General features: G+C 53.7%; 11 protein-coding genes. 1 reads left to right on the top strand and 10 read right to left on the bottom strand.

What is annotated here, in order from left to right:
- Positions 1 to 53: 53 nt before the first annotated feature.
- The 9 genes from NeNHUV3_RS11325 to NeNHUV3_RS11285 all read right to left on the bottom strand — a co-directional run bounded on the left by NeNHUV3_RS11325 (position 54) and on the right by NeNHUV3_RS11285 (position 10,294).
- A complete protein-coding gene (locus NeNHUV3_RS11325; RefSeq protein ID WP_391481508.1) occupies positions 54 to 872 on the bottom strand; it encodes a metal ABC transporter permease in 819 nt (272 codons plus the stop codon).
- On the bottom strand, positions 872 to 1,729 hold the full coding sequence (locus tag NeNHUV3_RS11320) for a metal ABC transporter permease (protein WP_391481507.1): 858 nt from the start codon (positions 1,727 to 1,729) through the stop codon (positions 872 to 874). Before NeNHUV3_RS11320 ends, NeNHUV3_RS11325 begins: the two co-directional genes overlap by 1 nt.
- A complete protein-coding gene (locus tag NeNHUV3_RS11315; RefSeq protein WP_391481506.1) occupies positions 1,726 to 2,622 on the bottom strand; it encodes a manganese/iron ABC transporter ATP-binding protein in 897 nt (298 codons plus the stop codon). Before NeNHUV3_RS11315 ends, NeNHUV3_RS11320 begins: the two co-directional genes overlap by 4 nt.
- Positions 2,619 to 3,530 carry a metal ABC transporter substrate-binding protein gene (locus NeNHUV3_RS11310; protein WP_391481505.1) on the bottom strand — a complete coding sequence of 304 codons (912 nt, stop codon included), beginning with the start codon at positions 3,528 to 3,530 and terminating at the stop codon, positions 2,619 to 2,621. Before NeNHUV3_RS11310 ends, NeNHUV3_RS11315 begins: the two co-directional genes overlap by 4 nt.
- 99 nt (positions 3,531 to 3,629) lie before the next feature.
- Positions 3,630 to 5,882, bottom strand: a complete 2,253-nt coding sequence (locus NeNHUV3_RS11305) for a molybdopterin cofactor-binding domain-containing protein (protein ID WP_391481504.1) — start codon at positions 5,880 to 5,882, stop codon at positions 3,630 to 3,632.
- Between the two features lie 3 nt (positions 5,883 to 5,885).
- On the bottom strand, positions 5,886 to 6,347 hold the full coding sequence (locus NeNHUV3_RS11300; protein WP_391483251.1) for a (2Fe-2S)-binding protein: 462 nt from the start codon (positions 6,345 to 6,347) through the stop codon (positions 5,886 to 5,888).
- A gap of 68 nt (positions 6,348 to 6,415) precedes the next feature.
- Positions 6,416 to 8,656 (bottom strand): ATP-binding protein, encoded by a 2,241-nt coding sequence (locus tag NeNHUV3_RS11295; protein ID WP_391481503.1) that lies wholly within the window; start codon positions 8,654 to 8,656, stop codon positions 6,416 to 6,418.
- Between the two features lie 21 nt (positions 8,657 to 8,677).
- Positions 8,678 to 9,370, bottom strand: coding sequence for a response regulator (locus NeNHUV3_RS11290; RefSeq protein WP_391481502.1), 693 nt, complete (start codon positions 9,368 to 9,370; stop codon positions 8,678 to 8,680).
- A gap of 375 nt (positions 9,371 to 9,745) precedes the next feature.
- On the bottom strand, positions 9,746 to 10,294 hold the full coding sequence (locus tag NeNHUV3_RS11285; protein WP_391481501.1) for a cold-shock protein: 549 nt from the start codon (positions 10,292 to 10,294) through the stop codon (positions 9,746 to 9,748).
- Positions 10,295 to 10,529: 235 nt separating this feature from the next.
- Here NeNHUV3_RS11285 and NeNHUV3_RS11280 point away from each other — a divergent pair, with 235 nt between their 5' ends.
- Positions 10,530 to 11,756: a 3-deoxy-D-manno-octulosonic acid transferase gene (locus NeNHUV3_RS11280; RefSeq protein ID WP_391481499.1), complete on the top strand. Its 1,227-nt coding sequence runs from the start codon at positions 10,530 to 10,532 to the stop codon at positions 11,754 to 11,756.
- On the opposite strand, the gene NeNHUV3_RS11275 is transcribed toward NeNHUV3_RS11280, so the two are convergent.
- A complete protein-coding gene (locus NeNHUV3_RS11275; protein WP_391481498.1) occupies positions 11,728 to 12,867 on the bottom strand; it encodes an acetoin utilization protein AcuC in 1,140 nt (379 codons plus the stop codon). The genes NeNHUV3_RS11280 and NeNHUV3_RS11275 overlap by 29 nt on opposite strands.
- Positions 12,868 to 13,002 lie beyond the last annotated feature (135 nt).

The raw sequence follows: 13,002 nt of genomic DNA, 5'->3' as shown, positions 1-13,002 counted from the left end.
CTGCGCAGCACTTGTTCAACCCACCAACTTCTTGGGGTTTATGACAGACCCTATCAGGCTACGCGAAGTTTAAAGCGCGCCCGCACAAAGGCCGCAATGAAGCAAATGGTCAGCACCAAAATGATTGTTGGCGCCGGTGCACTGTCGATGAAGAAACTGGCGTAGATACCCACGACACTTGAGGCGAGCGTTACGAGTACGGCGGTGGGCAACATGATGCTGAGGCGGTTGGACAACAGATACGCAATCGCGCCCGGTGCAATCAGCAACCCAATTGCCAAAATAATGCCGACTGCAGACAGGGTCGCGACAATTGTCAGGGAAATCAGCGTAAGAAGCCCATAGTGCAGCAGCCCTACCCGCAATCCCACAGCCTGTGCTTGCACCGGGTCAAACGCGTGCAACATCAAATCACGTCGCTTGGCGATCACGATACTCGCAACCCCTAGGGAGATCAGGCCAGCCGTCCAAAGATCCTGTTCACCCACCCCCAAGATGTTGCCGAAAAGGATGTGATCCAGATGCAGATTGGTAGAAATCTTGGTGTACAAGACAATCCCAAACCCAAACATTCCCGAGAACACAATGCCCATAACGGTGTCCTGCTTGACGCGGCTGTTGTCGCTAAGAAAGCCAGTCGCAACAGCGCAAAACATACCTGCAACGAACGCCCCTATGAGTAACGGGATGCTGAATACATAGGCCAACACGATGCCCGGTAGCACCGCATGGCTGATCGCATCGCCCATCAACGACCACCCCTTAAGGACCAGATAACAAGACAACAGGCTGGTCGGAATGCTTAGCATTGCCATGATCACGAAAGCCTTGTTCATGAACGCAAATTGAAACGGCAACAGCAACTCGTCCATCAGTTTGTCCGCACTGCTTTAGCCGCACGCCGACGCGCCGCAAGATATCCATGTGTTGGCGCAAGCATGAACGCGACCAGAAAGATCAGGGTTTGCAGGCTCACGATCAACCCACCCGTTGCACCGTCCAGGAAGTAACTCAGATAGGCGCCGACACAGCTTGTTGTCGCACCAATCGCCACACTTAGAGCAAGCAAACGTGGGAACCTGTCAGTCAACAAATAGGCCGTCGCACCCGGCGTCACGACCATGGCGATGACCAAGAACGCACCAACAGTTTGCATCGCGGCCACACAGCAGGCAGCCAAAATCGCAAAGAAAATGACTTTCAAAGCATCGGGCTTTAGCCCGATTGAACGGGCGTGATCTTCGTCAAAGAACGTCACCATGAAGTCTTTCCACTTTGCCAACAGCACAGCTAAACTCACAAAACCAATGACAGCCAATTGCAGCGTGTCCGAAGGAGTAATGGCTAAAATATTGCCAAAAGTGATGGTCTGCACACTGATCGAAATGGGTGAGACCGAGACCATAAACAGGCCAAGCCCGAAGAATGACGTAAAGATCAGACCAATGATGGTATCCTCTTTCAGGCCAGTGCGTTGGTTCAAAAAAAGCATGGATGCCGCCGCCAAACCGCCCGCCGCAAACGCCCCAAGTGCAAATGGCAGGCCCAGCATATACGCCCCCGCTACCCCCGGCACAATAGAATGGCTCAGCGCGTCGCCGATCAAGGACCACCCCTTAAGCATCAGATACGCCGACAAAAACGCACAGACCGCCCCCACCAGCGAGCTGACCCAAATTGCATTGAACATGTAGGCGTAGCCAAAAGGCTCAAGGAGCGTGTCGATCATTCGGTCACTTCGCCTTTGGCTTTTGGCGCATCGGACGCTGCTTGCATCTCGTCGCCGTAGACCACGAAGGGGCGCTCATCATCGGTGATGACCCGAACGGACCGGGTGTCATCATCATCGTGAAGCTGAGAACCGGTTAGAACAAAGTGGCGCAGAACGCCGCCAAAGGCGATTTCAAGATTGGCATGGGTGAACACGTCTGCGGTTGGGCCAGAGGCCAACACAGTGCCTTTAACCAACACCGTGCGGTCACAAAACTCTGGCACGGATCCAAGGTTGTGGGTCGAAACCAAAATGACGCGCCCCTCATCGCGCATGGCTTGCAACAAGGCCACGATGGCGTCTTCTGTTTGTACATCAACGCCTGTAAACGGCTCATCAAGCAAGATTACCTGCCCTTGCTGGGCCAATGCGCGCGCAAGGAAGACGCGCTTGCGCTGCCCGCCTGAAAGCTCGCCGATTTGACGGTGCCGGTAGGCTTGCATGCCGACGCGGTCCAATGCCTCAGTGACGGCCGCATGGTCCGCAGCAGATGGCCGACGTAGGAACCCCATGTGACCGTAGCGGCCCATCATCACCACGTCTTCCACAAGCACAGGGAAGCTCCAATCCACGTCCTCGCTCTGGGGCACATAGGCCACCATGTTCTTGGCCAGAGCCGCCTTAACGGACATGCCCATCACAGAAATCTCGCCTCTTGCGGCAGGAACAAATCCCATAATTGCTTTGAATAACGTGGATTTACCTGCCCCGTTCACCCCAACCAACGCTGTAATTGTGCCTGCGGGAATTTCAAAACTCGCGTCCGACAAAGCGGTATGCCCGTTGCGGTAAGTAACGGTCACATGTTCGGCTTTGATGCCAGTGCTCAGGGGCGCGGCTATGTCTTTCATCCGCCCAAACCATCGGCAATTGTTTGTGATGTCACACGAAGTAGGTCCAGATATGTGGGCACAGGCCCGTCCTGTGCACTAAGGCTATCGACATAGAGCACGCCACCGTAACTGGCGCCTGTTTCACGCGCGACCTGCTCCGCGGGGGCTTGGCTCACAGTACTTTCGCAAAACACCGCAGGGATATCGTTCGCACGCACGGCATCAATCACACGGCGCACTTGTTGTGGTGTACCTTGGGCATCTGCGTTCATCGGCCACAGATACAACTCCTGCATTGCGAAGTCCTTGATCAGATAGCTAAACGCGCCTTCGCACGTTGCCAGCCAGCGCTGTTGTTGCGGGATTGCTGCAACACGGTCGCGTAGGGGGGCAATCGTTTGGGTGATACGTTCTTTGTAGGCATCAGCATTGGCGCGGTATGTCTCGGCATTATCCGGATCATGGGTGACCAATGCGTCACGTATGTTGTCCACATAAATCAGCGCATTATCCAGCCCCATCCACGCATGTGGGTTTGGCAGGCCCGTATACTCACCCGCAGAAATACTGATCGGCGTAATGCCGTCAGTCAGCACAGCACTGGGCACCTCGGATAAATTACTCAAGAACTGCTCAAACCAAAGCTCAAGATTTAGCCCGTTCCACAAAATCAAATCCGCATCTTGTGCGCGCAGAATATCGCGGGGCGTGGGGGCGTAGCCGTGTATTTCTGCACCGGGTTTTGTCACGCTTTCCACAACTGCTGCATCACCCGCCACATTGCGCGCCATATCAGCCAGAACCGTAAAAGTCGTCACCACTTTAAACTGTTCGTCCGCAACAGCCTTGATTGGCAAAATAGCAAACGCGCCCGCCATAACCAGCGAACAAAATGACGATGAAATAGAGGGACGGAAGAAAAACATGTGCAGATCTCCATTGATTGACTGCAGCCCGTTTATGCGAACCACTCGCAACTAGCAAGATAATTGCGAGCGGTTCTCAACTTCTGCGCCAGTCTCCGCTTAGGCAAAATCAACGTCGTTCCAGAACGGCATCCTGCGCACCCTTTGCCCCGTCGCCGCGAAGATCGCGTTCGCAAGCGCAGGCGCGGCGGGCGGGACAGGTGGCTCACCGATGCCGCGTACTTTGTCACCGTTCGTCAAACCACGGACCTCAATTTGCGGACACTGCGCCATGCGTATTCCGTCGTGCATGTCAAAATTACGCTGATCGGCGACGCCATCTGTGAAAGTGATTTCACAGTTCATTGCGTGACCAAGCCCCCAAGCAACGCCGCCCATTACGTTATTTTCAAAATTAATCGGATCAAGCACCTGCCCCACTTCTGCGGCAATCCAAACTTTTTCGATCACAATGCCCCGACTAGTATCACGCACCTGCACCACTTCCGCTGTTGGCACGCCGAAGCTTTCAACAAAGGCAACGCCGCGCCCCTGCCCTTGGCCAAGCGGTGCGCCCCAATCCGACATTTCCGCAACCGCCTCCAAAACTGCGCGGTGGAGTGGCGACTGGATCAACCTTAAGCGTTCTGCCATCGGATCAGCCCCTGCAGCATGAATCATTTCATCCAAAAAGCTCTCTGCAAAAAACGCAGCCGATGACGCACCAACAGATCGCCATGAGCTAATCGGCGCTAACTCTGGTGTGCGATATGCGCGCACGGACAGGTGCGGCACCACATAAGGCATATTCCAAACACCGGCTGCAATTTGGGTGTCAGGACCCGCAGCAGGCTGACCCAAACGTGGCATTTGCGACGCCGTTACGGACGGTGATGCGATGTCCATCTGCCATGCATGCACCCCACCATCTTTAAGCGCGCCTTTTGCGCGTCCCATGCTGATCTGACGGACGTAATCTTGGGCAAAATCTTCTTCGCGTGAGTAGGTTAACTTGACCGGCTTGCCCTTCATTGCCACTGCAATTTCAGCCGCTTGGGTAACCACATCAAACTCAAGGCGATGACCAAAACTGCCCCCTGCCATTTGTTGATGAAAAACCACTTCATCGGCATCACAGCCAACCACAGCCGCGACTTTTTGCTGCAAAAACCGCGGCATCTGATGTGCTGTCCAGATCTCTATTCCGGTTTCAAGAGTTCGGGCCACAGCACAAAGCGGCTCAAGGGGTTGATGGGCCACGTAAGGCGCAAAGTACTCCGCCTCAATCTGCTGCACCCCCTTGGCGTCTGCGCCCAGCGCGGCGTCAACATCACCATCATTGCGCCACTCTTTGTCTAGCGCATCGTCCGTAAAGCTATCAGAAACCGCCTGCCAGTGATCCTCCATTTCAGCGGGGTACGGAGCATCGGGCCATTCGCAGCCGATCGCATTAACAGCCCTGATCGCGCGCCATGTGTTATCTGCAACCACAGCGATGCCGTTAGATACAGACACAATGGCACTGATGCCGCGCATTTGTTCTGCTGCGGCTGTATCATATTGCGCCGCAGAACCGCCGCGTTTGGGATTGGTGCGCACACTTGCGTGAAGCATCCCATCGAGTTCCAGATCGATTGTATAGCGCTGTGTGCCAGTAGATTTGGCTACGATATCATTGCGCAACACAGGCTTACCAAGCCGTTTCCATTCCGAAGGATCGCGCAAAGAAACGTCCGTCACTGGCGCAATCTCCGCTGCTACTTTTGCCAAGTCGGTATAGGCAATTCTGGTGCCATCAGGCAAGACGACCGCGCCCTGTTTCGTTTGCAGCGCACTGACTGGCTGACCCGTTTGATCGGCGGCAGCCTTTTTCAGTGTCTCGCGAGCAACGGCCCCCGCCATGCGTAGCTTTTCATAACTGTCAGGCACACTGCTTGAGCCCCCCGTTACCATCAGGCCAAGCAGCTTGAATGCAGCCCCCGCAGCCCCGCGCGCAGACCGCGCGGCAAGGCTGTCGTCAGCGCTTTGAAAAGGCACCGCCTCATCCGCGAGGGCTGTGTTGTAGTAAGCTGGATCTGGGGTGCCGAACGACAGCGTGACCTGATCAAGATCAATGTCTAGCTCTTCAGCAATCAGCAGCGCCTGAGCCGTCTGCACCCCTTGCCCTACATCCGTGTGAGGAGTGATCAGTGTAACCGCATCTGCGGTGATCTTAATGAAGGGCGTAAACGCAGCCTCACCCTCACGCAGTTCTGAAAGCAACGGGTTTGCGTGCAGTGTCGCCACCTTATAGGCCCCAAACGCAACGCCACCAGCCACAAGGCCAGAGCCAATCATAAAACTGCGGCGGGTGATCTTTTTGAGCTTACTCATGATCTATCCTTTCGCCAGCGTGTCAGCGGCTTGCTTCACAGCGGCACGAATGCGCGGATAGGTTCCACATCGGCATAAGTTCCCGTTCATCGCATCATCAATGTCAGCATCGGTTGGACGGGGGATAGCCTGCAGAAGTGCGGCGGCCTGCATCATTTGACCAGACTGACAATACCCGCACTGTGCGACCTGAAAATCAGCCCACGCAGATTGAACAGCGTGCATGGCGTCCGGTGTGCCCAACCCTTCGATTGTGGTGATCTCAAATCCAACCGCATCAGCTGCCGCAATCTGGCAACTGCGCACAGCATCCCCATTCAGATGGACCGTACACGCGCCACAGGCCGCGATACCACACCCGTATTTCACACCCTTGATATCCAGTACATCGCGCAAAACCCACAACAATGGCATGTCATCTTCGACGTCAATTTGGTGATCGGTGCCGTTTACCTTCAATTTCATCATGCTCACCCCTGTTTGTTAGCATTAAGGTAGGTCTGCCACAGCTTGGGATCAACACGCCCGCTCGCCTAACGTGACGATAGGTTCAATTCCACACGGACTGCATCCAGAAGAGCGTCCCTCGACACCGGCTTTTGCACCATGGGTGGCAGTGGCGACATTTCCGCATTCGCACCCACGATTTCTTTGGAATAGCCCGACATCAACAAGATCGGCAAATCGGGCAGCCGGTTTCGCACCTCACTGGCCAACCCAACCCCTTGCAACGCGCCCGGCATGACCATGTCCGAGATCATCAGATCAATGTTGGATTTCTCATCCAAAACCTGCAACGCTGCATCGCCTGAATTCACCGCAACCACGTTGTGACCTGCCGCGCGCAACTGACGCGTCATGGCTAGGCGCACGCCGCGTTCGTCTTCGACCAACAGTATCGTCTTTTGTGTCTGACGCGGCACTGTGCGCGGCTCTGTTTCCACCGAGCTTTCGGCGTCCAAACTGCGCGCGACCGGCAACAACAACACAACTGTGGTGCCAGAACCCTCCTGCGTTTGCAGATAAATTGTCCCACCAGATTGCCGCATGAACCCTTGAACCATCGATAGGCCAAGCCCAGAGCCTGTGCCGACCTTCTTGGAGGTCACAAAGGGATCAAATACCTTCTCTGCCAACGCTTTACTCATACCAACACCGGTATCGCGCAGCCGAACTCGGACATATTCTCCCGGGATAAGATCACCAGGCAAATGCGCAGTTTGAGTTGCCGTGATATGCGTCAATTGTGCGGTAAGGGTAAATTTGCCACCGTCAGGCATCGCATCACGGGCATTAATGGCCAAATTCAAAAAAGCAGTTTCCAGTTGATTGCGGTCAATTTGAACAGGTGGCAACGCTTCTGAAACATCAGAAGAAATCTCAATTGATGCGGGCATGATACGCTTAAACAGTACCATCGCTTCGCCCAGTAAGTCATCCGCGCGGTGGGCTTTCGGCTCAAGGTAAGATCGCTTTCCAAACGCCAAAAGTTGCCGTGACAAAGATGTGCCACGGCTTGCAGATTTGCGAATTTCATTGGTGCAGTCTTGGCCGTTTTCATCCAAAGGCATGTCCAGCAGAAGCTCTGCGTTGGCCAGAACGATTGCCAAAATATTGTTGAAATCATGGGCTACACCGCCGACCAACTCGCCAATGGCTTCTTGGTTTTGCAGATACGCAATGCGGCGTTCAGATGCGCGCAACTCACTTTCCCGCTCCAGAAGTTCCGCTTGGACAAGTCCACTGGCGTGTTTGATGTGCCGCAGATACAGCCAGCTTAGCGCGACCACAGCAAATATTGACCCCATGATGACCACGAACATGATCGCCTCGGTTGGGCTGAAACGATTTGCTTTACTCACGCTTAACGTCAATGTCCGCCCACCAAGCGACAACAACGCATCATCGGCATTCAACTCAGGCAGAACGCGGTCCATCCAATCAATGTCTGCGGCATTTGGCGCAATCTCGATCGGTGGGGCGTCAGCGTCATTGACAGAAAGACGGATGCTGTAGTCACCAAGCCCGTCAACAGCACCGCTCTGCGACAACATAACCTCGGGCGTAACGGGAGCCGCCACAACACCGCGCCGCCAGACACTTGGCTGGTCGTTGTCAACCACGACCGGAGACAGCACCATCAGACTGAGATAGTTATCACCACGCTGTGCATCGAGCGACAAGATATATGGCCCGACCAACGCGGGCTGATTGAGCAGAAACATTTGCTGAACGGCGCGAAAACCTTCCGTATTTTCAGTCAAATCAATACCAAATTTCGTTTGCCTAGCCGAAGGCGGATCCACGAACAAAAGCGGAGCAGAAAGTGGTGGTCCGGTCTGTTTCAAAAGTGGGAGATTGGGATATCCCTGCGCCTTGAAATAGTCCGTATTTCGCTGATAGTAATTGCCAAAAAGACTAAGTTCGCTGCGTGATAATATAGGTGCGTATGCGACGACACGGGTTAGATCCGACGAAAACTGACGGTGATTTTGGCTCCATACTTTGTCGAAATCGTTCAGATCAAACACGCCCTTAATCGACAGTATCTGCGCAAGGGTCGCCACTTCTTGCTCAATAAGAGAGAACTGCAGCATCAGCGCATTCTTAAGCTGATTTGCCTTTTCGTTTAGCTCATCTTGATGCGCACGATTAGCAGCGGACACCAGCGCATACCCGACAAGAACAAAGCAAACGGCAGCCACAACTGAGCCTACGCGCGCCATATGCACCGCTTTGCCAATGTCACTTAAGTGGCGCGCAAGGGCGGTCATTGGCCCACGCGCAGAATTGCTTTACGCCTCGGGATCGGCGGCTTTTGACGGCCGGTCGGGTTCTGCCAGCACATACCCCTGCCCCCTAATCGTTTGAATTGGCGTACTACTTTGGGCGGCGGCAAGCTTTTTGCGCAAACGGAAGATGAACACATCAATCGTGTTATGATCAGGATCATCGTCGGCCACATACAGTTCTTGGCGCAGCATATCCTTTGAAACGACCAGACCCATTTTGCGGGCCAGCATCTCAAGTACCTGAAATTCTTTCTTGGTCAGCTTAAGTTTATGCCCGTTCGCAACCGCGACCTTCCCCTCAATATCAATGGTCAGATCCCCCACCGAAAGCGCATTGTGACTGTGCCCTTGTGACCGCCGAACAATCGCAGAAATACGGGCGCGCAATTCATCGCCATTGAACGGTTTGGTGATGAAATCATCTGCACCCAATTCAAAACCACGAATCTTTTCATCAATCTGGTTTATGCCTGTCAGGATCAGCACCGGTGTTTCCACCTTATTTTCACGCAAGCGTTTGAGGACCGTGTACCCATCAAGATCTGGCAATTTCAGATCAAGCAGGACCAGATCGTAATCATAGCGCGTCGCCAGATCGATGCCTTCTTCACCACTACCCGTGAAATAAGTGAAAATATCGGCTTTTTTCAGAGTTTTATCGACAACTTTGACCAAGGCCTCGTCATCTTCAATCATCAACACACGCACTAGCTACCAACCTCAATACTAACAACATCTGTACACAGCACGGGTATAGCATATGAAATAATTAACGCTGATTAAAGCAAATACGTGAATAATGCGTGATTGTTTGTGAAACAGCCATGAGCGTGCAATCTGGGCTTTCCGTCTGCGCACTAAAAAGCCTGACGGAGTAACTCCATCAGGCTCATTACTAAATACATCGTGCACGTGGCACTACTCGTTACCCGTCAAAGAGAACCTCTTCGACTTCAATTACGTAGCGTAACGTTTATGAACAGTTCATGAACAAATATGTAAATGAACAGTTAATAACAAAAATGTCGCACTGATATGGGGCCAGCAACGGGACCAACGCCGAGACGATGCTTATTCAAACTCGAGTTGAGATGCGTCTGTCCAAGGAAACAGATATTTCACGGCTGCTTTTGGCCCATCATTTTCAATGACTACACAGATGCCCAACCCAGAGGCGACCTCACCCAAGGATGACAGGCGCAGAGTTTCTGCATGAAAGAACACCTCTTTCGCCTCGCCGTAAGGAATGACAAAGCCGTAGCCCTTTTTGGCATCAAACCACTTCACGATCGCGGGCTGCAACGCACTTAGTTCATCCGCAGTTAAATCCGCAATCGTCAGCAGATCTTCAGACGCGATAACTTCTGTAATTTCGGAAATCCGCGCGCCGCGCGCGCTGTCCTCGACCAGATAAGTCAGTTCAACTTCTTTGGCGATTGAGCTGAGGCCAAGCTCTCGCAAGATGTTTTGATGCAGCAAAACATCCTCGCCAGTTTGCCCGTCAACAACGAAGCCAATTCCCTTGTTTTGATCAAACCACTTCACAACCCCACGTGAGGCGCGGCTTTGCACATCACCAGGTCCCGGACCACTTTGGTCTTTATTATCACTATTCGACATACTAGCGCCTTACGCTCCGGCTACACTTGTTACGCGGCCGTTTTTGCATAGCGAGTGTTAAGATTGTTTTTAATTCCAGAGGCGACTTACACAAAAATTAACTAAAAGACACAGTAATTCTTCGAAATCCTCATGTTAAAAGCCATATGCCGTCACGTAGCGCCGCCATTTTGATCAATTAATCAAAGCCGCACTCTTGCTCGACACAATATCTCCGCCTAAGGCGAATGGGATCATGTGGATATACAGAGCCGCCATAACCTTCGCAGCACCGTTCATTTTGCTGCATGCCATCCTGAAAATGGGGGGGCTGACTGCGCGGCTTGGCTTCGTACGCCCTGCACAGCGCGGCGCGCATATTTGGGTCCACGCAGCCAGTAACGGTGAAATCACATCCGCCAAGGCAACCCTTGAGGCGCTCTTGCGCCGTGATCCAAGCCGCAAAATTCTGGTCACCATCAACCAGATTACAGCGCGCGATATGATCCGTGGTTGGGGAAACGACCGGATCGAAGCGCATCTGGCCCCGATTGATCTGCGTTGGGTCACGAAAATGATACTGCGTAATTGGTCCATTTCCGCGCACATTATTGTGGAAAACGAAATCTGGCCAAACCGCCTAACCGTGTTGTCACACGCGCACGTACCGGTTGTGATTATTGGCGCGCGCTTATCTGCGCGCAGTGCTGCACGATGGCAAAAACTACCCAACTCACTTCGCAATATTTACCGCACACTGAGCCTAGTCAGCCCACAAGACCGCGACAGCGGAGCACGTTTCAAAGTCCTTGGCGCGCCAAACATCAGCGCACCCAACAACCTAAAAGAGCATTATCAACGCCCCGCACCCCATGCAGATTTCGCAGAATTTGCGCAGCTATACCAAGCCCCATTCACAGTTTTGGGCGCTTCAACCCACGCGGGCGAAGAAAAGCTTATCCTTGATGCTTTTGACATTTTGCATGCCGAAGACCCGCGATGGCATTTGATCTTGGCGCCCCGTCATCCCAAACGCCGTGACGAGGTTGTAAGCCTAATTGGCCGGCAGTTCAGCGTGGCCCAATATTCGGACCGAACCCGCCGCACCAATACCACCCAGATCACCTTGGCCGACACCATGGGCGATATGACGCTGTGGTATGACATTGCAGATATTTGCGTGGTGGCGGGTAGCTTCCAGCCCGTTGGCGGGCACACGCCGTTTGAACCCCTAAGCCATGGGTGCGGTGTATTTCATGGCCCGCACGTGTCAAATTTCACGGAAAGCTATGGTGCCCTGAACGCTGTGGGCGGCGCCAAGATGGTCCGCTCAGCCGAAGACCTGGCGCACGCGATCCTGACCTGCCGCCCAGACGTGATGTGCGACGCGGCAGTACCGGTTTTAGGACGCGCACAAGATCAAGAGCCGTTTTATACAGAACTTGAAGCGCATCTTAAACGCGCACCAAGAGCCGCTTCTTAAGTTTACCGACCCGCTCACGAACCACGTCCTTAACTGGCCCGTTCCGTGGATCATCGCGCAAGGTGGTTGACCAATGCGTAGGCCTGTTTTTCGCACGGCTGTGACCACTCCATGTAAGGGCTTCCAACACGCGGCGCGGTGCGTCATCAAGATCACGCGGCGGATCAATACCGTTCAGCACCCCCCACGCACCCGTCCAAAGCCTGCCCACGGACCATGGATTATAGCCTCCCCCACCAAGCAGCAAAAAGCGCGGGCACATGGGTAGCGATGCGCTGATCACATCAAAATGGGCGTTGTTGGACATAGCAAGCGTTGACTGCGGATCTTCCTCAACCGCATCCGCGCCGCATTGAAGGACAATCGCATCAGGCCTGAAAGTTTGCAGTGCAGGCAGTATGAGCTCCGACAAAACATAGGCCATATCGTCATCGTGACTGTGCTTTGGCAGAGGCAAATTAAACAGGTTTCCCACCCCTTCATCACCAAGCGCACCGGTGCGGGGCCATCTGTTTTCCTCGTGTGTAGAAAACATCAACACATCTGGATCGGCTTCAAACGCGTGCTCAACCCCGTCTGGGTGATGTGCGTCAATGTCGATGTAGGCGATGCGTTTCACACCACTACGCTTAAGCGACAAAATACTCAGAACCGGGTCGTTGAAATAACAAAACCCATTTGCCCGATCAGGCATGGCATGATGGGTGCCGCAGCCCGGCGCATAAACACGCCCCCCGTTGGCAAGCAGTTCTCCGGCCAAAAGCGCACCCCCCGCTGATGTAGCAGGGCGGCGAAACACTTCTGCAAAGACAGGATTGGAATGGGTCCCGATGTGATGCCGGCGACGGACCTCTTCGCTGACGTCTTGCACCGCCTCTGCGGCTTGCAACGCCGCAATATAGGCAGGTGTGTGCCATGCAGAAATTGCAACGGGCTTGGCGCGCGGACTTGTAATGTATTGCTGTGATGGCAACCATCCCAGTGCGCGGGACAAATCCATCACCGTACTGACCCGCGGCACACGCAGCGGGTGCCACGCGCCATAAGAGGAGCCGCGATAAATTTCGGACCCGATGAAAAGAGGGCGAACAAGTGGGGATGGTGCAGTCATGATGATGGTGAGCCTAGGTCCACACACATGACTGTCCAGACCCTATCAAGACACATCCGCGCGCCAATACACGCGCCTAACCAACCCCGATGTCTGCGAAAAGTTGAATTCATCGAAAATTAGCGTTATGTTCAC

Origin of the sequence: Nereida sp. NH-UV-3 (genome assembly GCF_042939535.1) — a bacterium.
GTDB classification, from domain to species: Bacteria; Pseudomonadota; Alphaproteobacteria; order Rhodobacterales; family Rhodobacteraceae; genus Nereida; species Nereida ignava.
This window is presented reverse-complemented; position numbering and strand designations above follow the sequence as displayed.